This is a genomic window from Bradyrhizobium sp., from assembly GCF_036009065.1.
Lineage (GTDB): Bacteria > Pseudomonadota > Alphaproteobacteria > Rhizobiales > Xanthobacteraceae > Bradyrhizobium.
Window position 1 is genome coordinate 14,547 of sequence record NZ_DASYMN010000198.1, and the last position, 22,423, is coordinate 36,969.

18 protein-coding genes are annotated in these 22,423 nt (G+C 63.6%); 12 read left to right on the forward strand and 6 right to left on the reverse strand.

Annotated elements, in window-relative coordinates:
* Positions 1-45: 45 nt before the first annotated feature.
* Together VGP39_RS11970 and VGP39_RS11975 are read right to left on the reverse strand one after the other, a co-directional pair.
* Positions 46-1,704 (reverse strand): regulator, encoded by a 1,659-nt coding sequence (locus tag VGP39_RS11970; protein WP_327568320.1) that lies wholly within the window; start codon positions 1,702-1,704, stop codon positions 46-48.
* Complete coding sequence (locus VGP39_RS11975; RefSeq protein WP_327568321.1) at positions 1,701-2,426, reverse strand: isochorismatase family cysteine hydrolase; 726 nt, start codon at positions 2,424-2,426, stop codon at positions 1,701-1,703. The genes VGP39_RS11970 and VGP39_RS11975 overlap by 4 nt, the downstream gene beginning before the upstream one ends.
* A gap of 301 nt (positions 2,427-2,727) precedes the next feature.
* On the opposite strand from VGP39_RS11975, the gene VGP39_RS11980 reads away from it, so the two are divergent.
* Positions 2,728-4,593 (forward strand): feruloyl-CoA synthase, encoded by a 1,866-nt coding sequence (locus VGP39_RS11980; protein WP_327568322.1) that lies wholly within the window; start codon positions 2,728-2,730, stop codon positions 4,591-4,593.
* 39 nt (positions 4,594-4,632) lie between these two features.
* Entirely contained in the window at positions 4,633-5,847 is a 1,215-nt protein-coding gene (locus tag VGP39_RS11985; RefSeq protein ID WP_327568323.1) for an ABC transporter substrate-binding protein, read from the forward strand.
* A gap of 159 nt (positions 5,848-6,006) precedes the next feature.
* Here the strand turns inward: VGP39_RS11985 and VGP39_RS11990 are convergent, their stop codons facing one another.
* The gene (locus VGP39_RS11990) at positions 6,007-7,299 is read right to left on the reverse strand and encodes an NAD(P)/FAD-dependent oxidoreductase (protein WP_327568324.1); all 1,293 of its coding nucleotides are present in this window, start codon (positions 7,297-7,299) and stop codon (positions 6,007-6,009) included.
* A 251-nt stretch (positions 7,300-7,550) separates the two neighbouring features.
* On the opposite strand from VGP39_RS11990, the gene VGP39_RS11995 reads away from it, so the two are divergent.
* The 6 genes from VGP39_RS11995 to VGP39_RS12020 all read left to right on the forward strand — a co-directional run bounded on the left by VGP39_RS11995 (position 7,551) and on the right by VGP39_RS12020 (position 13,223).
* Positions 7,551-8,279: a DUF899 domain-containing protein gene (locus VGP39_RS11995; RefSeq protein ID WP_327568325.1), complete on the forward strand. Its 729-nt coding sequence runs from the start codon at positions 7,551-7,553 to the stop codon at positions 8,277-8,279.
* Positions 8,280-8,509: 230 nt separating this feature from the next.
* A complete protein-coding gene (locus VGP39_RS12000; RefSeq protein WP_327568326.1) occupies positions 8,510-9,682 on the forward strand; it encodes an ABC transporter substrate-binding protein in 1,173 nt (390 codons plus the stop codon).
* A gap of 207 nt (positions 9,683-9,889) precedes the next feature.
* Positions 9,890-10,807: a branched-chain amino acid ABC transporter permease gene (locus tag VGP39_RS12005; RefSeq protein ID WP_327568327.1), complete on the forward strand. Its 918-nt coding sequence runs from the start codon at positions 9,890-9,892 to the stop codon at positions 10,805-10,807.
* Complete coding sequence (locus tag VGP39_RS12010) at positions 10,804-11,751, forward strand: branched-chain amino acid ABC transporter permease (protein WP_327568328.1); 948 nt, start codon at positions 10,804-10,806, stop codon at positions 11,749-11,751. Before VGP39_RS12005 ends, VGP39_RS12010 begins: the two co-directional genes overlap by 4 nt.
* The gene (locus VGP39_RS12015) at positions 11,744-12,511 is read left to right on the forward strand and encodes an ABC transporter ATP-binding protein (RefSeq protein ID WP_327568329.1); all 768 of its coding nucleotides are present in this window, start codon (positions 11,744-11,746) and stop codon (positions 12,509-12,511) included. The genes VGP39_RS12010 and VGP39_RS12015 overlap by 8 nt, the downstream gene beginning before the upstream one ends.
* The gene (locus VGP39_RS12020; protein WP_327568330.1) at positions 12,504-13,223 is read left to right on the forward strand and encodes an ABC transporter ATP-binding protein; all 720 of its coding nucleotides are present in this window, start codon (positions 12,504-12,506) and stop codon (positions 13,221-13,223) included. Before VGP39_RS12015 ends, VGP39_RS12020 begins: the two co-directional genes overlap by 8 nt.
* Positions 13,224-13,389: 166 nt before the next feature.
* Here the strand turns inward: VGP39_RS12020 and VGP39_RS12025 are convergent, their stop codons facing one another.
* The 3 genes from VGP39_RS12025 to VGP39_RS12035 all read right to left on the reverse strand — a co-directional run bounded on the left by VGP39_RS12025 (position 13,390) and on the right by VGP39_RS12035 (position 17,509).
* Positions 13,390-14,826 (reverse strand): glutamine synthetase family protein, encoded by a 1,437-nt coding sequence (locus tag VGP39_RS12025; protein WP_327568331.1) that lies wholly within the window; start codon positions 14,824-14,826, stop codon positions 13,390-13,392.
* 210 nt (positions 14,827-15,036) lie between these two features.
* Complete coding sequence (locus VGP39_RS12030) at positions 15,037-16,395, reverse strand: aromatic ring-hydroxylating dioxygenase subunit alpha (RefSeq protein WP_327568332.1); 1,359 nt, start codon at positions 16,393-16,395, stop codon at positions 15,037-15,039.
* Between the two features lie 127 nt (positions 16,396-16,522).
* Positions 16,523-17,509 (reverse strand): helix-turn-helix transcriptional regulator, encoded by a 987-nt coding sequence (locus VGP39_RS12035; RefSeq protein ID WP_327568350.1) that lies wholly within the window; start codon positions 17,507-17,509, stop codon positions 16,523-16,525.
* Positions 17,510-17,532: 23 nt separating this feature from the next.
* Between VGP39_RS12035 and VGP39_RS12040 the strand changes: the two genes are divergently transcribed.
* The 4 genes from VGP39_RS12040 to boxC all read left to right on the forward strand — a co-directional run bounded on the left by VGP39_RS12040 (position 17,533) and on the right by boxC (position 22,406).
* Positions 17,533-19,077 carry a benzoate-CoA ligase family protein gene (locus VGP39_RS12040; RefSeq protein ID WP_327568333.1) on the forward strand — a complete coding sequence of 515 codons (1,545 nt, stop codon included), beginning with the start codon at positions 17,533-17,535 and terminating at the stop codon, positions 19,075-19,077.
* A 172-nt stretch (positions 19,078-19,249) separates the two neighbouring features.
* Complete coding sequence (locus VGP39_RS12045; RefSeq protein WP_327568334.1) at positions 19,250-20,068, forward strand: alpha/beta hydrolase; 819 nt, start codon at positions 19,250-19,252, stop codon at positions 20,066-20,068.
* Between the two features lie 24 nt (positions 20,069-20,092).
* Positions 20,093-20,611 (forward strand): DUF309 domain-containing protein, encoded by a 519-nt coding sequence (locus VGP39_RS12050; RefSeq protein ID WP_327568335.1) that lies wholly within the window; start codon positions 20,093-20,095, stop codon positions 20,609-20,611.
* Positions 20,612-20,717: 106 nt separating this feature from the next.
* Positions 20,718-22,406, forward strand: coding sequence for a 2,3-epoxybenzoyl-CoA dihydrolase (gene boxC / locus VGP39_RS12055; protein ID WP_327568336.1), 1,689 nt, complete (start codon positions 20,718-20,720; stop codon positions 22,404-22,406).
* Positions 22,407-22,423: the final 17 nt, after the last annotated feature.

Below are 22,423 nucleotides of genomic sequence, written 5' to 3' on the forward strand. Positions count from 1 at the left end.
GATGCGATCCTGACCCGGATCGCACCGGTCTTCATGTCGCCGACCTTATTCGGCAGGTACTGCAAGGGGAGGCTCCGGGTGCGCGACGGAAAGGCTGCCGGCGCCGAATTTCTCCACTGCGAGAAAGCCGGCCGCCACCACAGCATAGGCCAGCGCCACACCGGGCGTCACGCCCAATCCGCCGCCGATGCCGACCGCCTCGCCATGCATGAAGCCGAAATAGGTCAGCACCGCGCCCGCGAACGCGAAGGCCGAGGCCTTGACGAAGTCGCGCTCGATCACGAACACGCCGATCGCGCCCAATACGAGACCCGCGAGGATCGAGCCGCCGCCCATGATTTCCAGCCCGTGGTAGATCACGCCCTGCTGCGGCAGCGAGGCGATCGCCGCGGCCTTCACCGCGCCTACCTTGTCGGGCGCCAGCGCGCCCACGGTCTGGGCCGCGCTCAGGGTTGCCCCGAGCATGGTGTCGATCTGCAGCTTGGCCCATGCCGCAAGGTGCGGCGTCAAGGCAAGCACGATCGCAGGCGCGTGCTTGATCGGCGTAGTCTGGAACGCCTGCGCGCCGATCAGCATGCCGATATAGAGCAGGATCGGCGAGATCGCGACCACCGGCACCAGCGCCAGCAGCACCGAGATGATGCCGAACCACGACAGCACCACCACCATGATCCCGGTCGCCGCCGAGTAGCCGATCCGGCCGCCCATCGCCTTCCAGCCGGGATGGCCGATATAGACCGCGTTGATGAAGGGGTTGCCCATCAGGCAGCCGATCAGGCTGACGGCGCCGTCGGCAGTCAGCACGCGCGTGGTCGGATATTCATCGCCGGCGGCCTCGGCGCTTTCGACATTATCCATCGCCTCGACCAGGTCGTAGATGCCGAACGGGATCGCCGTCACCAGGATGATGCCGAGGAATTCGAAGCCCGAAAATACCTCACCGATGGCCGGGATCGGCACCGAGAAGCCGAAGCTCGCGAAGGCGTCGCCGACCCCCTTGACGCTCAGCCCGCCGAGCCCGAGGCCGAACAGGTTGGACCCCCACGCGATGATCATGCCGACCGCGATGGCGACGAGACCTGCCGGAATGTTCTTCGGATATTTCACTCCGCCGAACCAGCTCAGCATGATGATGGCGAAACAGACGAGACCAATCTGCGGCGTCATGTACATCTCCAGCGCCGGCCGCATCGAGATGAAGGTCACCGAGACGCCGGCCAGGGTGCCGAGCAGCGCCGCGCGCGGCGTGATCCTGCGGATATAAGGTGCGATGAAGCCGCCGATCATCAGGATAAAACTCTGGAAGAACACCCAGACCAGGCCCGCGGACCAGCCCTTGATCGGATCGCCGGTCTTCAGCGTGATCGGCAGCATGATCACGAAGGTGACGATGAACATGTGCGGCACGCTGACGCCTGAAGGAAGCGCGCAGACGTCGTTGCGGCCGGTCTTCTGCGCGAGGCGATAGGCGAGCCAGGCATAGTAGAAGGTGGAGAGGCACATCATCAGGCCGAGCGCGGGCAGGATGCGGCCGAACACGAGCGAGTCCGGCATCTTCAGCACGAACCGCAACAGCCCGGTCAGCACCAGCATGTTGACCAGGATATTGGTGCCGAAGCCGAAGAAGGCGTTCCAGTCGCCCGGCGTCCACAAGGCCGGCTTGAAATCGCTCGTTCCGGCAGTCCCTGTCATGCTGGTGCTCATCGTGACCCTCCCGCTGCTGAAATCTTCGAAATCTCCGGCGTCATCGCGGCGATCACCGCGGCCGAATCGCTGACCCAGCCGAAAATGCCGCCCTGGGCCTTGATCATCTTCAGGCCCATCTCGTGGAATTCGGGGAAATACGAGGCGCAGCCATCCGCCAGCACCACGCAGCGGTAGCCGCGGTCATTGGCCTCGCGCACGGTGGTGTTGACGCAGACCTCGGTGGTGACGCCGCACACCAGCAGGTTCTCGATGCCGTATTTTTCAAGTACGTCGCCAAGCTCGGTGGCGTAGAACGCGCCCTTGCCGGGCTTGTCGATGACGATCTCGCCGTCGAGCGGATAGAGAGCTGGAATGATGTCGTGGCCGGCTTCGCCGCGGATCAGGATCCGCCCCATCGGGCCGGGGTCGCCGATGCGTAAGGAGGGCGCGCCGCGGTCGATCTTCGCGGGCGGCGCGTCGGACAAATCCGGCAGATGGCCCTCGCGGGTATGCACGACCAGCATGCCGCTGTCGCGCGCCGCATCCAGTACCGCCGCGATCGGCTTCACCGCGCGCGCCAGTTGCGAAACGTCATTGCCGAGGGTTTCGCCGAAACCGCCGGGCTCCATGAAGTCGCGCTGCATGTCGATGATCAGGAGCGCCGTGGCCGGCCAGTCGAGATCGATCGGGCCCGGCTCCGCGGCGACCGTGCCGCTTGAGGGATATTTTGCGCCCGCCATCACTTAAACGCCCCGCGCCAGAAAACTCTCGCAGTGCACTAAGCAAGGCCTATGCCATTGTGTACAACCCGGATCGCGTAGCCTGCTCAGAAAATTTTCCATCATTCTCAATCAGTTGTGGATTCCGGCGCATGCTGCTTATTCTTTATTCGAAGCTTTCGCAGCGGGCATTTGCTTATTCGCTGAGCGCAAAGCATTGATGCGTACAATTTACGCAAGAGTACCGGAGCGTTGCCGTGGCAGCTTTTTCTCGCGTAGATCAAGCGACAGCCCGCATGTGAAGACGGGAAGGGGACGCCGCATGAATGTCGTAGCCGCGAGCCGCCGCGAACCTCCGGACGCCTTGTTCGCGACGCCCGATATCCTGGCCGAGCGGCGGGCCGACGGCAGCATCTGGTTGAAATCGATGACGCCGCTGCAACCCGCCGCGCGCTGCGTCGGCGACTGGCTGGAGCATTGGGCGCGGCAGGCGCCCGACCGGATTTTTCTCGGCGAACGTTCCAGCGTTGAGGCGCCGTGGACGACAGTCACTTACCAGGACGCGCTGCGTCAGGTGCGCTCCGTGGCCGCGTGGATTCTTGCACAAGGCATGAGCGCCGCACGCCCGCTGGTGATTCTGTCAGACAACAGCAGCGAGCACGCGCTGCTGGCGCTTGGGGCGATGCATGTCGGCGTGCCCGTGGCGTCGATCTCGCCGGCCTATTCGCTGATGTCGAAGGATTTCGACAAGCTCAAAAGCATGATCACGCTGCTCGATCCCGGCGCGATCCATGTTTCCAGCCTCAAGGCGTTCGCACCGGCGCTGGCGGCGATCAAGCCGCTGCATAAGGCGATAATCGTATCCGGAGATGCCGATGACAGCGGCGCGGTTTCGTTTCGCAGCATCGCCGCAACCCCCGAAACGGCGGCTGTCGCGGGCGCCTTCGCAGCGATCGGTCCCGACACCATCGCAAAATTCCTGTTCACCTCGGGCTCGACCGGCACGCCGAAGGCGGTCATCAACACCCAGCGCATGCTGACCTCGAGCCAGCAGGCCAAGGCGCAGACCTGGTCGTTTCTCGATCATAAGCAGGGCGATCTGGTCCTTCTCGACTGGCTGCCCTGGAGTCACACCTTCGGCGCCAACCACAATTTCAACCTGGTGCTGCGCAACGGCGGCACGCTCTATATCGACGGCGGCAAGCCCGCTCCGGGCCTGTTCGCAACCTCGCTGGCCAACCTGCGCAGCGTGGTGCCGACGGTGTATTTCAACGTGCCGCGCGGTTTCGACATGTTGATCGCGGCATTGCGCGATGACGAAGACCTGCGCCGCCGATTCTTCACGGACGTGAAGTTCGCCTTCTATGCCGGTGCGGCGCTGCCGCAGAATTTGTGGGACGCGCTGGAAGACCTGTCGATCAAGACAACGGGCCGCGCGCTGCCGATGGTGTCGGCGTGGGGTTCGACCGAGACCTCGCCGCTCGCCACCGACTGCCATTTTCAGGCCGAGCGATCCGGCAATATCGGCGTGCCGATCCCCGGCACCGAACTGAAACTGGTGCCGTCCGGCGACAAGCTGGAGGTGCGGGTGCGCGGACCCAACGTGACGCCGGGCTACTGGAAGGCGCCGGAGCTCACGGCAAAGGCATTCGACACCGACGGGTTTTATCTGATCGGCGATGCCGTAACCTTTGCCGATCCCGACCGACCCGAACGCGGATTGTTCTTTGACGGCCGGGTGGCCGAGGATTTCAAGCTCAATTCCGGCACCTGGGTCAGCGTCGGCACGCTGCGCGTCGCCGGCATCGCAGCGCTGGCGCCGCTGGCGCAGGACATCGTCGTCACCGGCCATGGCGGCGATCACGTGGGCTTCCTGGTGTTTCCCAATATCGCCGCGTGTCGCGCGCATGCCGGTCTGCCTGACAGCGCTGGCCCGATTGAGGTGATCGGCAGCGAAAAGGTCCGTACCGCGATCGGGCAGGGGCTCGCAAAACTGAAAGCGCAGGGCGTCGGATCGTCCGCCCACGCGACGCGCGCGCTGCTGTTGTCCGAGCCGGCTTCGGTGGACGGCGGCGAGATCACCGACAAGGGCTACATCAACCAGCGCGCCGTGCTGACGCGGCGCTTGGCTGCCGTGGCGTTGCTCGAGGACGATGCGTGCACGGAATGGATCGGCTGCGCGGACTGAAACAATCAATCACAGAACAAATCGACAGGGAGAGACGCGATGAGGGGTTTTAAGATTTATCTGGCGCTTGCGCTGTCGTGCGCCGCATATGGATCGGCGCGCGCGGAAATTTCCGACGACATCGTCCGTGTCGGCGTGCTCAACGACATTTCCGGCATTTTTCAGGACACCAACGGCATGGGCTCGGTCGAGGCCGCGCGGATGGCCGCGGAGGATTTCAATGGCGGCGGCAAGGGCATCAAGGTCGAGATCGTCTATGCCGATCACCAGAACAAGGCCGACGTCGGCTCCGCCATCGCGCGCAAGTGGCTTGACGTCGACAAGGTCGACGCCATCGTCGATGTGCCCAACTCGGCGGTAGGTCTCACCATCAACTCGCTGCTGCGCGATTCGAAGATGACGTTTCTGGCGTCGTCCACTGCGAGCTCCGACCTGACCGGAAAGGCCTGCTCGCCGAATACGATCCAGTGGGTCAACGACGCCTGGGCCACCGGCAACACCACGGCGGCGGCGATGATGGCGCGCGGCGGCAAGGACTGGTATTTCATCACCGTGAACTACGCGCTCGGCCAGGGCATCGAGGCCGAAGCCACCAACTACATCGAGAAGCACGGCGGCAAGGTGCTGGGCTCGAGCAAACATCCATTGGGAACCTCGGACTTCGCTTCCTTCCTGCTGCAGGCGCAGGGTTCGAAGGCCAAGGTGATCGGCCTTGCCAATGCCGGCGGCGATACCATCAACGCCGTGAAGCAGGCGGCCGAGTTCGGCACCAAAGAGGGCGGCCAAACCATGGTCGCCTTCCTGCTGTTCGTGAACGACGTGCACGGCATGGGCCTGAAGGTCGCGCAAGGCCTGCAGCTGCTCGAAGCCTTCTATTGGGACATGGACGAGGACACCCGCGCGTTTGCAAAACGCTTCGCGGCGCGGCCGGGCATGAACGGCAAGATGCCGAGCGGCAATCAAGCCGGCGTCTATGCCTCGACGCTGGCCTATCTCAACGCGGTCGCTGCAACCGGCAGCGACGCGGCCCAGGATGCCGTACCGCAGATGAAGAAGTTCAAGGGCAAGGACAAACTGTTCGGCGACGTCACCATCCGCCAGGACGGCCGCGTGATTCATCCGATGTATCTGTTCGAGGTGAAGAAGCCGGAGGAGTCGAAATATCCATACGACTACTACAAGCTGGTTTCGACCATCCCCGCAGAACAGGCGTTCCGGCCGATCGCGGACGGCGGCTGCTCGCTGGTGAAATAGGCGGTGGCACTCCCATCACCTCACCCCTTGAGGGGGAGGTCGGCGCTGCGCAGCAGCGCCGGGAGGGGGGTAAGCCACGAGCGCCGGCGGTTGGGGTTACCCCCTCCCGCCCGGCCTTTGGCCGGTCGACCTCCCCCTCAAGGGGGGAGGTGAACCGCACTACGGCCAGTAGTTGCTCACCTTGGCGCGGCCTTGCGTGATCAGGCGCGCGCCGCGCTGCTGGCGGGTGTAGATCCACAGCCAACTCATGGCGACGCTGAGCCGGTTGCGCAGGCCGATCAGGAAGTAGATGTGGGCGACGCCCCACACCCACCACGCCAGCCAGCCGCGCAGCTTGATGCGGCCGAAATCGATCACCGCCAGCCGCCTGCCAATCTGCGCCAGGCTGCCGGCGTGCTTGTAGACGAACGGGGCAAGCGTTTCGCCGCGCAGCCGCGCCTTGATGAGATTGGCGACGTAGCGTCCCTGCTGCTTGGCCGCCGGCGCAATGCCGGGGATCGGGCTGCCATCGGGACCATTGATCGTCACGGTGTCGCCGATGGCAAAGACGTCCGGATGACCGGGAACGGTGAGATCGGGAAGGATCGATACCCGGCCGGCGCGGTCGGCCGGCGCACCGAGCCATTCGGCCGCAGGCGATGCGCGCACGCCGGCGGCCCAGATGATGGTCTTTGCTTCCAAGTGCTTGTCGCCATAGACGACGCCATCGGCAGTGCATTCGGTGACCGGCTGTCCGAACGCGACTTCGACGCCGAGACTTTCCAGCGAGCGCTGCGCATAGGCCGACAGCTCGTCCGGGAAGCCGGCCAGCACGCGCGATCCGGCCTCGATCAAAACCACGCGCGCTTTGCGGGTGTCGATGTTGCGGAAATCCGGCGGCAAGGTGTCCTGTGCGAGTTCGGCGATGGTGCCGGCAAGTTCGACGCCAGTGGGGCCGGCGCCGATGATGACGAAGGTCAACAGCGCGGCGCGCCGCACCGGATCGCTTTCGCGCTCGGCGTCTTCGAAGGCAATCAGGATGCGCCGCCGCAACGTGGTGGCGTCCTCCAGCGTCTTCAGCCCGGGCGCAAACGGCTCCCATTCGTCATGGCCGAAATAGGCGTGGCGGGCGCCGGTGGCCAGCACCAGCGTGTCGTAGGGCAGCGTGTCGCCGCCATCCAGCATCACGCAGCGCGCCGCGGTGTCTACCCCGGTCACGGTGGCGAGCAGGGTCGTGACCTCCGGACGCCCGCGCAGCAGATAGCGGATCGGCCAGGCGATCTCCGAGGTCGCCAGCGCCGCGGTCGCGACCTGGTACAGCAGCGGCTGGAACAGATGATGGTTGCGCCGGTCGACCAGCGTGATCGAGAGCGGCGCACCGGCCAGGCGGTACACCGCCTCCAGCCCGCCAAAACCGGCGCCGACGATCACGACACGGTGGGGCGCCGCCGGCGGTATCTGCTCCATGCTCATGTCGGCCGGCCTCCGGGCGTTCGCGTCCAATCGCGTTGCTGTAATAGAGATAGGCATAACGCATCGCCTTCGCCGCAAAAAAAAAGCGTCCGCGACCGAATCCTTTGCCCATGGTCGAACGTCTTGCGGGAGACGGCCAAGGTTCGCTACCTCGTGCTGGTCGCGACGGCGGCTTGACGCCAGCGACGGCGCAACCGAAATTGTGCCGGGCAGTTTAACGTTGCGGCGATCAATCAGAACAGGAGCCGGATATGACCGCAAGCGAAGTCCCGCATCCCCCGATCGTTTCGCGCGAGCAATGGCTTGGCGAACGCAAGAAACTGCTGGATCTGGAAAAAGAACTCACCCGGCACTACGATCGCGTCAACGCCGAACGGCGACGGCTGCCGATGGTGAAGATCGAAAAGAATTATCTGTTCGACGCTCCCGGCGGCGAGCTGTCGCTCAAGGATCTGTTCGAGGGCCGCCGCCAGCTCGTGATCTATCATTTCATGTTCGACCCGGCATGGGAGAAGGGTTGCGCGGGCTGCACCAGCTATGTCAACGCCATCGGCGATCTCAGCATGCTGGACAAATGCGAGACCACCTTCGCCATGGTGTCGCGCGCGCCGCTGGCCAAGCTCGAGGCCTACAAGGAGCGGCATGGATGGACTTTCCCGTGGGTCTCCTCGCTCGGCAGCGATTTCAATTACGACTTTCACGTCACCAATGACGAGAAGATAGCTCCGGTCGAATACAATTACCGCAACAAGGCCCAGCTGGAAGCGGCCAAGGTGCCCAACGCGACCACCGGCGAGGAGCACGGACTCAGCGTGTTCTTCAGCATCGGTGATGACGTTTTTCATACCTATTCAGCCTACGCGCGCGGCACCGAAGCGCTCACCGACGCCCGCGCGCTGCTCGACATGACGCCCTATGGGCGGCAGCAGGATTTCGAGGACTCGCCGCCGGGCTGGCCGCAGAAGCCGACTTATGGGTAGGCGTTCACGGGCGGGCTACGGCTTCGGCCGGCCCGCCAGACATAAAGTCGCAGCGGGACTACTCAGAACCTGAATTATAATTCTTGCCATTCGCGACTGTCGCGAATTATGGTGCATGAGCATTTGCAGGACGGCCGACAGCTTTAGGGAAGCCGAAGGTCGTGCTTGCCGTTGGCCTTTGAGTTCGCAAAAAACACATCACCAAATAAGAAATGGGAGAGGGAGACCACATGAAAACGGCATTCTGGTTCGCGGGCGCGGCGGTTCTGGCGCTGGCGCAGCCCGCCGCGGCGGCGGATACCATCAAGATCGGGTTTGTCTCGACGTTCAGCGGCCCCACCGCCGTGATCGGCAACGACATGCGCAATTCGTTCGAACTCGCGCTCGATCACATGGGCCGCAAGATGGGCGGCAAACCGGTCGAGGTGATCTACGAGGACGACGGGCAGAAGCCGGACGTCGGCAAGCAGAAGACCGAAAAACTGATCCAGTCCGACAAGGTGGACTTCATCGTCGGCTACATCTGGTCGAACGTGCTGCTCGCCTCGCTCAAGACCGCGGTCGATTCGCAGACCTTCCTGATCAGCGCCAACGCCGGACCGTCGCAGCTCGCCGGTGAGCTGTGCTCGCCCTATGTGTTCTCGACGTCCTGGCAAAACGACCAGACCCCGGAGGCGGTCGGCCTCTACATGAACCAGAAGAACGTGAAGTCGGTATTCCTGATCGGCCCGAACTATGCCGCCGGCAAGGACATGCTGGCCGGCGTGAAGAGCACGTTCAAGGGCCAGGTGCTCGGCGAGGAATACACCGTGTGGCCGAGCCAGCTCGACTTCTCGGCAGAACTCTCCAAGGCGCGCGCGTCGAAGGCGGAATCGATCTTCGTGTTCTATCCGGGTGCGGCCGGCGTGCAATTCCTCAATCAGTATGCGCAGGCCGGCATCAAGCAGCAGATTCCGCTCTATACCGCCTTCACCATCGACGAATTGTCGCTGCCCCTGCAGAAGGAGAACGCGCTCGGCGTTCCCGGCGCGCAGGAGTGGGTGAACGATCTGCCGAATGAAGAGAACAAGAAGTTCGTCGCCGACTACCGCAAGAAGTACACGGGCTTGCGTCCGACCTTTTACGGCGCGCAATCCTATGACGCCGCGCAATTGATCAACAGCGCGGTGGTGGCGGTGAAGGGCGACACCAGCAAGAAGGACGCGATGCGCGCCGAGATGGAGAAGGCGAATTTCAAGTCGGTGCGCGGCCCGTTCAAATACGGCAAGAACCACATGCCGATCCAGAACTTCTATCTGCAGGACGTGGTCAAGGATGCCGACGGCCAGTTGTCGCTCAAGACCGTTGCCACCATCGTCGAAAACGCCCAGGATCGCTTCGCCGACAAATGCCAGATGAAGTGATCGCGGGGTCACCTCTCCCCGAAGGGGAGAGGTCGGATCGCATCGTTAGATGCGATCCGAGTGAGGGGCCTAACCGCGAGTCCGAATCTGCAGAAAGACCCCTCACCCGAAGCCTGCGCTGCGCTTCGGCTTCGACCTCTCCCCTGCGGGGAGAGGTAAGAAAGGGCCGGCGCCTTCCCTATTTCCCGCAGCGCTGTGGTGGGGCTCATGCTGCTCGTCGTCGAACAATTCCTGAACGGCTTGCAGTTCGGCCTGCTGCTGTTCCTGCTGGCGGCGGGGTTGACGCTCGTCTTCGGCATCATGGACTTTGTCAACCTGGCGCATGGCTCGCTCTACATGATGGGCGCCTACTTTGCCGCGACCTTCGTGGCGTGGACGGGGAATTTCATCGTCGGCGTGCTGCTCGCGCTCGGCGCGACGCTGCTGCTCGGTATCGTGCTGGAATTTGTCGCGCTGCGGCACCTGTATGGCCGCGATCATCTGGATCACGTGCTGGCGACGTTCGGGCTGATCCTGTTCTTCAATGACGCGGTGCGGCTGATCTGGGGCCCGGCGGGCCTTGCGCTGCCGCTGCCCGCCTGGCTGACGGTGCCGTTCCAGATCATGCCCGGCGTCTATTATCCGGCGTACCGGCTTGCGATCATCATGGTCGCGCTGGCGGTCGCCCTGATGCTTTACGTCGTGGTGATGCGAACCCGGGTCGGCATGCTGATCCGCGCCGGCGCGTCGAACCGGGAAATGATCGGTGCGCTCGGCATCAACATCAAGCTGCTCTACACGCTGGTATTCGGGCTCGGCGCTGCGCTCGCTGGTCTGGCCGGGCTGATGCAGGCGCCTATTCTGACCGTGCAGATCGGGATGGGCGAGAACATTCTCATCCTCGCCTTCGTCATCATCGTAATCGGAGGGATCGGCTCGATCCGCGGCGCCTTCCTCGCCGCGATCTTTGTCGGGATGATCGACACGCTGGGCCGCGCATTCCTGCCCGACCTCTTGCGGCAGATCCTCAGTTCGACCGCCGCTTCAACCGCCGCGCCCGCGCTCTCCTCGATGCTGATCTATCTCTTGATGGCTATCGTGCTGGTGGTGCGGCCGGAGGGGCTGTTTCCGGCCACCCGGCGATGACGGCTTCGCTCAACGCCCGCACGGCGATCGCGGCGCTGGTGAGCGCCGGCCTGCTGTTGCTTCCGCTCTATTCGTCGCTTAGCGGAAACGTCTTCGTGCTGACGCTGTTTACCCGCATCGTCATCCTCGCACTGGCGGCGGTGAGCCTCAATCTCATCATGGGCTATGGCGGGATGATGAGCTTCGGCCACGCCGCTTATCTCGGCATCGGCGGATATGCGGTCGGCATTCTCGCCCACGAAGGTATCGGCTCGGGATTGATTCAATGGCCGGTGGCGCTTGCGGCCTCGGCGCTGTTCGCGCTCGTGGTAGGCTCGCTCTCGCTGCGCACGCGGGGCGTCTATTTCATCATGATCACGCTCGCCTTCGCGCAGATGGCGTATTACATCGCATCCGGGCTCGCGCGCTACGGTGGGGACGACGGTCTGACGATCTACAAGCGCAGCGATTTCGGCGGCCTCATCAACCTGTCGAGCCGCGTGCAATTTTATTATCTGTGCCTCGCCTGCCTGTTCGGAGGGATTTATCTGGTCTGGCGCATCGTCAATTCGCGCTTCGGCATGGTCGTCCAGGGCCTGCGCTCCAACGAACAGCGCATGCAGGCCATCGGCTTTCCCGCCAACCGGTACCGGCTTGTTTGCTTCGTCATATCAGGCACGATCTGCGGTCTGGCCGGTGCGCTGCTCGCCAACAATACCGACTTCATCAGTCCGGCGGCGATGTACTGGACCCGCTCCGGCGATCTCATGGTCATGGTCATCCTCGGCGGCATGGGCTCGATGTTCGGCCCGGTGATCGGAGCGATCGTGTTTCTGGTGCTGGAAGAGCTGTTGTCGCAGGTGACGGAATATTGGGCGCTCATCATGGGCCCGCTGTTGCTGCTGATCGTGCTGTTCGGGCGCGGTGGCATCGACGGGTTGCTCGGGAGGCTGCACCGTGGCTGATCCCTTGCTCCGCGTTGAAAATCTGGTGCGGCGGTTCGGCGGAATCGTCGCGACCGACAATTTGTCGCTCGATGTCGCGCGCGGAGAACTGCACGCGATCATCGGGCCGAACGGCGCCGGCAAGACTACGCTGATCAGCCAGTTGACCGGGCAACTGCTGCCGGATTCCGGCACCATCCGTTTTGCCGATCGGGACATCACCGGCCTGCCGGCCTACCGACGCAGCGCGCTGGGGCTGGCGCGCTCGTTCCAAATCACGTCGCTGCTGCTGGACTTCACTGCGCTCGACAACGTCGCGCTGGCGGCGCAGGCGCATGACGGCCACTCGTTCCATTTCTGGCGCAGCGCCAGGGCGGAGCGGCCCCTGCGCGAGACGGCGCTGGCCGCATTGCAGCGGGTTGGTCTGGGCAGCCGCGCCGAAACATTGGTGTCGAAGCTGAGCCACGGCGAACAGCGCGAACTTGAACTGGCGGTCGCGCTCGCGACAAAACCGCAATTGCTGCTGCTCGACGAACCGATGGCCGGGCTCGGCATCACCGAATCGGCGCGCATGGTGAAGCTGCTGCAGGAACTGCGGCGGGAAGTCACCATCGTGCTGGTCGAGCATGACATGGAAGCGGTGTTCGCGCTCGCCGACCGCATCACCGTGCTGGTCTATGGGCGCGTCATCGCGTCCGGCGCGCCGGCGGCAATCCGCGGCAATGAAGAAGTCCGGCGCGCTTATCTCGGCGAGCAGCACGTGGTGACCCGCCATGGCTGACGCAGCCCTTCTGCTTGACGTCGAGAATATCGAGACCTGCTACGGCCTCAGCCAGGTTCTGTTCAAGCTGTCGATGTCGGTTCGTTCAGGCGAGATGGTGGCCCTGATGGGCCGCAACGGCATGGGAAAAACCACCACCATCCGATCCATCATGGGGCTGACGCCGGCGCGGGCGGGCGCGATCCGGTTCGCCGGACATGACGTTCGCAGCCTTCCATCTTTCAAAATCGCGCAGTTGGGAATTGGCCTGGTCCCGGAGGGGCGTCAGATATTTCCTAACCTGACCGTCCGCGAGAATCTGGTCGCCGCCTCCGGCAATCGTCTAGGCAGCTCCGATCCATGGACGATCGAAAAGATCCACGCGCTGTTCCCGCGCTTGGCCGAACGCGGGGCCAACATGGGCAGCACGCTGTCGGGCGGCGAGCAGCAGATGCTGGCGATCGGCCGCGCGCTGATGACCAATCCGCGTCTGCTGATCCTGGATGAAGCAACCGAGGGCCTTGCACCGCTGATCCGCGAGGAAATCTGGAACTGCCTGTCGATGCTGAAGGCGCGCGGGCAATCGGTATTGGTGATCGACAAGAACGTCGAGAATCTCACCCGCATCGCCGACCGCCATTACATGATCGAGCGCGGCCGCGCGGTGTGGAGCGGAACATCCGAGCAATTGATTGCGGAGCCGGATTTGCAGCACCGGTATTTGGGGATTTGAAGCACCGTCATTCCGGGGCGCGCCAAAAGGTCCGCGCAAGGCGCGGGCCGATGGTGCGAGCCCGGAATCCATAACCCCCGACCGTGGTTATGGATTCCGGGCTCGTTCGCTTTGTGCAAGATTGACGGTGTCAATTTTGCACAAAGCAAACGCCCCGGAATGACGATTAAAACATCTCGAAATATTCGCGCTGCTCCCATTCCGATACTTCGGCCTGGAAGCGCTCGATCTCGGCGTTCTTGATGTGGATGTAATAGTCGACGAACGCAGCACCCAGCGCGTCGCGGAAGAACGGGTCGTCCTTCAACGCAAGCACCGCTTCCTGCAGTGTCTTCGGCAACAGCACGGCCTGCGTCTCATAGGGCGTGTCCGCCGACGGCCCGGGATCGAGCCGGCGATCGACGCCATCGAGGCCCGAGAGAATCTGCGAGGCCATATAGAGATACGGATTGGCCGCGGGCTCGCCGATCCGGTTTTCCAGCCGGGTGCCAGGATAGCCGGCGCCGCCGAGCACGCGGATCATCACGCCGCGGTTGTCGCATCCCCAGATCGCGCGGTCCGGTGCCAGCGAATACGAGCGATAGCGCTTGTAGCCGTTGATGGTCGGCGTCGTGAACACGGCCGAGGCGCGGGCATGCTGCAGCAGCCCGGCGAGATAACCGTGGCCGAACGCGCTCAACAACTCGCCATCGTCGTTCGCCATGAAGGCATTCTCGCCGCCGGCGCGCGACACGATCGATTGATGGAGGTGCCATCCGGACGCGAACAGATTCGGCAGTTTTGGCCGGCACATGAAGGTCGCATGATAGCCATGGCGGCGGGCGATCTGTTTTACCGCGCTGCGGAACAGCACCATGGCGTCGGCGGACGCGAGCCCGGTCATCGGTGCGAACGTAAACTCACACTGGCTCGGGCCGAACTCGACCTCGATCGACCGCAGCGGCAGGCCGAGTGCGAGAACATCCCGCCGGATGACTTCGAGCACCGGCTCCATCTGATCGTAACGCTGCTCGGTCAGATACTGATAGCCGTGCGACAGCAGGCTGACCGATGGCGGCTGGCCCGGCTGACCGGCATCCTCCGGCGACATTTTGGGGTCTTCGAGCTTGAAGATGTGGAATTCGACCTCGAGCCCGGCGACGAAATCGTAGCCGCGCTGCCTAAGTCCATCGAGGACCGACCGGTAAAGATTTCGCGTCGCGAACGGCACCGGACGCCCGTCTGCGAAATAAATATCGCAAAGCAGCCAGCCGGTGCCCGGCACCCACGGCAGCACGCGAAAGCTCAAGGGATCGGCCACCATCAGGAAATCGGCGGCGCCTTCCATCTCCCGCATCCCAAAACCGCCGCCGGCGGTGAACACCGGAAACACGGTGCGATGCGAGGTGTCCTTGGCGAGCATCGTGGTGGTGATGGAGCAGCCGCTTTCCAGCGAGGCCAGCGCCTCGCCGGCGACCAGCGTCTTGCCGCGCAGAATTCCGTGCTGGTCGGGAAACGACAGCCTTATGACTTCGAGCTTCTGCTCTTCGACGATCCTGCGAAGGCGTCCCGCTGCTTCCTTCTGCTCTTGTGACCAGAGACCGTGACGCCCGACAAAACTCAACGCGTCACTCCTTTAGAACGTGATGAAGTTGGAGCGGCGCCTTTTCACCTCTCCCCGCAGGGGAGAGGTCGAAGCCGGAGCGCCAGCGCAGGCTTCGGGTGAGGGGTCTCTCCACACACTCTGCCTTGAGAAGAGGCCCCTCACCCGCCGCGCATCTGACGATGCGCGTCGACCTCTCCCCTGCGGGGAGAGGTGAATTGAGCGTCGCGATCACTCGGCCGCCGACAGATGGCGAACTTTTTCGGCGATCTCCGCGGGAACGGGCGCGGCCCACGGCGCGCCGCGCCGCCGTTTCACATCGACTTCCATCCAGAAGGTCTCCCATCCCCGCGTCGGCCCGATGCCGTCCATCGTTGCCGGGCCCTGGATGCTTCGCGCATGGGCGTCGTCGAGGAACATGAACGGCTTCTCGCCGCCGGCCACCTTCTCGATCTCCTGCCGCAGCAAGCGGCGATATTGCACGATGGCCTTGTCGGAGGTGCCGAGATGCTCGTTGGTGCGATCCTGGATCGCACCCATCGATTCGACCGCCCACTGATCGTGCACGTTGATGTCTGCGCCCATGCCGGTGTAGGTCGCGGTCGCCTGCTCGTGGGGATCGAAGCCGTAATCGTTCGACCGGTTCTTGCGCGAACGATAGTCCGGCAGCTCATACAGTTCGAGACGCTGATCGCGCATCCTGGTCTTGTCGACCGGCGTCGAATAGCTGGTGAAGATTGCATACCAGTAGCAGTTCTCGTCATCCACCGGCACATGCCACTGCGAGATGGTCATCTCGGTGCTCATCGGGATCACGAATCCATGCGGGAACAGCTGGTTGGTGACACGGACGTGGGTGCGCTCCTCGTCGATCTCGCGCAGCGCGATCAGGCGCAGCCCGTATTCGGTGTGTTCGACATTGATGATAGGCCGGTCATATTCGCGCAGGATCCTGGTCATCGGCATGTCGGAGCCGGCGGAGGCGCCGCGGAATTGCTTGCCATAGGCAGCCGCGGGATCTTCGTCCTCGAAGAAGCGATGCAGGAACGACGCATGCGCCGGATCGATGCCGACTTCGAGCGCCTGCAGCCAGTTGCAGCCGATGTGGCCCTTGAACGCGAACGTATAGGCATCGGGCGCTATGAAGCAGTCGATTTCCGGAAACGCCGGCGGCTCGCCTTCGCCGAGATACGCCCACAGGATTCCGCTCTTCTCCTTAACCGGATAGGCGCGCTGCGCGATGTTCCTGCACAGCACGGAGTCCTTCGGTTCGGCGGGAGTTTCCAGGCACTGGCCAGTGACGTCGAACAGCCAGCCGTGGAACGCGCAGCGCAGGCCGCCGTTCTCAAGCCGCCCGAAGGCAAGGTCGGCGCCGCGATGCGCGCAATGGCGGTCGATCAGGCCGGTGCGTCCCTGCGCGTCGCGAAACAGCACCAGGTTCTCGCCGAGCAATTTTATGGCCTTGACCGGACGCGGCCCCTGCAACTCGGCGGCCAGCGCCGCGGGCTGCCAGTACATCCGCATCAGTTTTCCGCACGCGTCCCTAGGCCCGGTCCGGGTCATCAGGTCGTTCTGTTCCTGGCTCATCATGGCGGCGTGTCCTTTCGCGGCCAGTCTAGCCAAACCCCGTCGCCTCGGCCAGCCTCGTTCCCCCGACGCGATTTCTTCACCTCTCCCTTCGGGAGAGGTGAAAAGCGCACCGCGTCCGGGACAAGCTTCACCCCCGCGCAAACATCCGCGCGTCCTGCGCCACCACCGGCGTCACAGCTTCGATCAGCCGCGCGGCGGCGTTGTCGACGCCGAGCCCCGCGGTATCGACCACGGCGGCCGCGCGCGCGTACAGCGGCTCGCGGCTGAGCAAAATGGTGCGCAGCTCGGCCATCGCCGAGCGGTCGTCCGCCATGGGGCGCAGATCGCCTTGCTTGCGCACCCGCGCCATGTGCTCTTCCGGTTCGGCCTTCAGCCAGATGGTGTAGAACGACGACAGGATCAGGTCGAAGGTCAAAGGCTCCGAGACGATGCCGCCGCCGGTCGCCAGCACCACCAGCTCTTTGCGCGCCAGCAATTGTCCGAGTGCGGCCTGCTCCATGCGGCGAAAACCTTCCTGGCCGTAGAGCGCGATGATCTCGGCGACCGACAGACCGTTCTGCTGCTCGATCTCCTTGTTGAGCTCGACAAAACTCCAGCCGATCTTTTTCGCGAGCAATTTGCCCAGTGTGGATTTGCCCGCGCCGCGCAGGCCGATCAGGGCAATGCCGGCAAAGGACATCTGCCGCCGCGCCGCGCCGTTGCCTTGTCCGGAAAGAACGTCCTTGGCATGCGCGATCTGGTTCGGCGTCGCCTTGCGCACGAGGTCGCGGATCACCGGCCAGTCCGGCGCGGGCTCGCTCGCCGGAATCAGATCTTCGAGATGCGCGCCCATGGCGTTTGACACCCGGCGCAGCAGCACGATCGAAACGTTGCCCTTGCCGCTTTCGAGCTGGGCGATGTAGCGCTCGGAAATCCCCGAAACCTTCGCCAGCACTTTTCGCGACATGCCGCGCAACGCCCGCATGGTGCGGACGCGCTGGCCGAGCTGTTCGAGAAAGCTGGTTTCTGGATTGGGTTGCTCGGTCATCAGCTCCGCGCTCGATAGGGCGGAGGAAGGATAATGCCGATAAGGATTGACAGCAAGCGCGCGCAGTGGCTTTCTATGAATTATAATTCAGAAAGCTGGGGAGAAGGCGCGTGAGTTCCTACAATGCGGTGACCTGGCTGCTGGACCGCAATGTCGATGAAGGCCGGGCTAAAAAACTCGCCTTCACCGATACCGTCACCGAATTGAGCTACGGCGACCTGCAGCAGCAAAGCCGCCGCCTCGCCAACCTGTTGCGCCGGCTCGGCGTCCGCCGCGAAGAGCGGGTGGCGATGATCATGCTCGACACGGTTGATTTTCCGGTGGTGTTTCTGGGCGCGATCCGTGCCGGCATCGTGCCGGTGCCGCTCAATACGCTGCTGACGTCGGAGCAATACGCCTATGTGCTGGCGGATTGCCGCGCGCGGGTGCTGTTCATCTCCGAAGCGCTGCTGCCGGTGGTCAAGGACATGGTCGGGCGCATGCCGGATCTCGAGCACGTCGTCGTCGCGGGCGATGATGCGCAGGGCCACAGGAAACTGGCGGAGGAGATCGCCAAGGAAAGCGATTCATTTCCGACCGCTGCCACCCATGCCGACGAGCCGGCGTTCTGGCTCTATTCGTCGGGCTCGACCGGAATGCCAAAGGGCGTGCGGCATCTGCATTCGAGCCTTGCCGCGACGGCGGAAACCTACGCCAGGCAGGTGCTCGGCATTCGCGAGGACGATGTTTGTCTGTCGGCGGCGAAACTGTTCTTCGCCTACGGTCTCGGCAATGCGCTGACCTTCCCGATGTCGGTTGGGGCTTCGACCGTATTGCATACCGAACGGCCGACGCCAGCGGCGATGTTCGCGCTGATGGGAAAATACAATCCCAGCATCTTCTTCGGCGTGCCGACGCTGTATGCCGCGATGCTGAACGACGAGACGCTGAAGCACGAACGCGGCGGCTCAAAACTGCGACTATGCACCTCGGCCGGCGAGGGGCTGCCGGAGTCGGTGGGCAACAGCTGGAAGTCGCGGTTCGGCGTCGACATTCTCGATGGCGTCGGCACCACCGAGCTCTTGCATATCTTTCTCTCCAACGCGCCGGGCGATATCAAATACGGTACGGCGGGCCGGCCGGTGCCTGGCTACAACGTGCGTTTGGTCAACGAAGCCGGCGCGGATGTCGCCGACGGTGAGATCGGCGAACTGCTGGTCGACGCGCCGTCCGCCGGCGACGGCTACTGGAATCAGCGCAGCAAGAGCCGCCGGACCTTTGAAGGTCCCTGGACCCGCACCGGCGACAAGTACATCCGCGATGCCGAAGGGCGCTATATATTTTGCGGCCGCAGCGACGACATGTTCAAGGTGTCGGGCATCTGGGTGTCGCCGTTCGAGGTCGAGAGCGCGCTGATCACGCATCCGGCGGTGCTGGAGGCGGCGGTGGTGCCCGAACCCGATCCGGAAGGACTCCTGAAGCCGAAGGCGTTCGTGGTGCTGCGCGCGGACGCCAGCACCGATGGCCTGCATGATGCGCTGAAGGAGCACGTCAAGCAGAAGATCGGGCCGTGGAAATATCCGCGCTGGATCGATGTGGTCGACAGTTTGCCGAAGACCGCGACGGGGAAGATCCAGCGGTTCAAATTGCGCGAAGCCGCGACGGAGAAATCGTGACGCACGGTGTTGCAACGATAATAGCCGTCGTCCCCGCGAAGGCGGGGACCCATACGCCGTGTCGTTTCGTTTTGGCACTGGGGCAGATGCCTTCTGCAACAGAGACGCCAGGGGTTATGGGTCCCCGCCTTCGCGGGGACGACGAGGGTGTGTGGGAGCGGTCGCGCAGAACATGACCACACTTTCTCCCTCCGGCACGCTGCGGATCGGCGCAACCGAGCTCGAATATCGCATGACCGGTCCTGCGCCCGGCGACGCGCCGACCATCGTCATGCTGCATGAAGGGCTCGGCTCCGCCGGATTGTGGGGCGACTTTCCCGAAAAACTCCAGGCCGCCACCGGCGCCGGCGTGTTCGCCTATTCGCGCGCGGGCTACGGCGCATCGAGCCCGGCGACGCTGCCGCGTCCAATCGACTACATGCATGTCGACGCGCTCGAAGTGCTGCCAAAGCTGCTCGACGCGATCGGCTTTCGCCGCGGCCTTCTGGTCGGGCATTCCGATGGCGCGTCGATCGCGGCGATCTACGCCGGAGGCGTTCAGGATCACCGCATCCGCGGGCTGGCGCTGATCGCGCCGCATTTCGTTGTCGAGGATATTTCGGTGAAATCGATCGCCGAGATCAAGACAGCCTATGAGACCACCGATCTCCGCTCGAAGCTCAAGCGCTGGCACAGCGACGTCGACAACGCGTTCTACGGATGGAACGACGCGTGGCTCAACCCAAAATTTCGCGACTGGGATATTTCGGAGTATCTCGCCTATATCCGCGTGCCCGTCGCGATCGTACAGGGCGCCGACGATCACTATGGGACGATTCGCCAGATCGAAATCGCCCAGCAAGAGTGCTATTGTCCGGTCGACGTCTCGATCATGTCAGGTGCCGGGCATTCGCCGCATCGCGAGGCGCCGGAGGCGACGCTGAATGCGATCGCGGAATTCGCAAGGTCCATTTTGCATGTGCATGAGGGTGCGCAGGGGCGCGCGGCATAGAATGCTCGCCGCGGCGATGCCCGAATGAGCGTCCCTCCCTCGACAGCAGTCAATCTCACACTGCCGCGCTGGGCTTACCTCCCCGGCGTCGAGACCGAGGCCGATCACGACACGCTGGCGATGGCCAAGGCGCTGGTGCCGGCCCGCTTCAATGGTTTCGTGCCCGCGCGCCATCCGGCGCTACGTTATGGGCTCGGGCTGAACGATTCCGGGTTTTTCTGGGAGAGCCACGAAATTCTCGAGGCGGTGTGGGCCGCAGCGCCACAAGGCGGACGCGAGCGGATCCTGCTGCGGGCCTGCATCCAGATCGCCAATGCCAATCTCAAGCTGCGAATGGGAAAGCCCCACGCCGCTGCGCGGTTATTGGGAGAGGCGCTGGCCGAGCTGAATGAGCTCAGCGTGCGCAAGGCTACAGGTGCTGGCGGCGGTTTCGCCGATGCATTCCCGACCACCGCGCTCGCAGGCCTGCTTCGGACCAAACTGGCGCAGCCTGCGTTGTCCAAGGCCGATTGGGTCGCGCTCTGCGCAATCGGCCGAACCTGAAACAAAATGCAGATTTTTGCAGTTTTGGTCTAGACCTCATCGAAAACATGCATTATTGTGCATATTCAGTCGGCAGGCCGGCACAAGAAACCAGACAGGGTGGCCCATGGCCGGAGTAGATCGCGTCCTCGCGAACGGCGCCAAGCATATCGATTTCCAGACCGATCCGTCGCGCTATCGGCACTGGAAGCTGGATGTCGCGGGCGATGTCGCGACCTTGACCATGGACGTTGACGAGAACGGCGGCCTGTTCGAGGGCTACCAGCTGAAGCTCAACTCCTACGACCTCGGCGTCGATATCGAGCTTGCGGACGCGGTGCAGCGGCTGCGCTTCGAACATCCGGAAGTGAAAGTGGTCGTGCTGCGTTCGGGGAAAAACCGGGTGTTCTGCGCCGGCGCCAACATCCGCATGCTGGCGGGATCGACCCACGCCCACAAGGTCAACTTCTGCAAGTTCACCAACGAGACCCGCAACGGCCTTGAGGATTCCAGCGAGAATTCCGGCCAGCGTTTCGTCACCGTGATCAATGGCACCGCGGCCGGCGGCGGCTATGAACTGGCGCTCGCCACCGATCATATCATTCTCGCCGACGATGGCTCCGCCGCGGTGGCGCTGCCGGAAGTGCCGCTGCTGGCGGTGCTGCCCGGCACCGGCGGCCTGACCCGCGTCGTCGACAAGCGCAAGGTGCGCCGCGATCACGCCGATTATTTCTGCACCATCGAGGAAGGCATCAAGGGCAAGCGCGCGGTGCAGTGGCGGCTGGTCGACGAGATCGTGCCCAACAGCAAGCTGGAGGCAAAGGTCGCCGAGCGCGCAAAGGAATTCGCGGCTGCGTCGAAGCGAAACGGCAATGGCAAGGGCATTACGCTGGCGCCGCTGACGCGCAGCATTGACGACAGCGGTATCCGCTATGGGTTTGTCAATGTCGACATCGATCGTGCGGCCCGCATCGCCACCATCTCGATCAAGGCCCCGGATGCGGCGCCGCCCGCCGACATTGACGGCATGATCGGGCAAGGCGCCGGCTTCTGGCCGCTGCAGGCCGCGCGCGAGCTCGACGACGCCATCCTGCATCTGCGCATCAACGAACTCGAGACCGCGATGCTGGTGTTCAAGTCGCATGGCGAGGGCGCGCAGGTACTGGCGTACGACGCATTTCTCGAAGCCAACAAGGCGCACTGGCTGGTCAACGAGATCAGGCAAACCTGGAAGCGCGTGCTGAAGCGCGTCGACGTCACCTCGCGCACGCTGGTGACATTGGTCGAGCCGGGCTCATGCTTCGTCGGCACGCTGGCCGAACTGGTGTTCGCGGCCGATCGATCCTACATGCTGGTCGGCTCGCGGCAGGGCGACAACCGCGCGCCGCCGGCGATTCAGCTCAGTGCGATGAATTTCGGACCCTATCCGATGAGCCACGGATTGACGCGGCTGCAGTCGCGCTTCCAAGCCGACCCTTCCGACGTGGAAACCGCGCAGGCCAGGATCGGCGAGGCGCTGGACGCCGAGGAGGCCGAAAAACTCGGGCTTGTCACCTTCGCTCTCGACGACATCGACTGGGACGACGAGGTGCGGGTATTCTTCGAGGAACGCGCCAGCTTTTCACCGGACAGCCTCACCGGCATGGAAGCCAATTTGCGCTTCGTCGGTCCTGAGACCATGGAATCGAAAATCTTCTCGCGGCTGACGGCGTGGCAGAACTGGATCTTCCAGCGCCCCAACGCGGTCGGCGAAGACGGCGCGCTCAAGCGCTACGGCACCGGCCAGAAGGCGCAGTTCGATATGACGCGGGTGTAAGAAATTTGCTGCGTCAT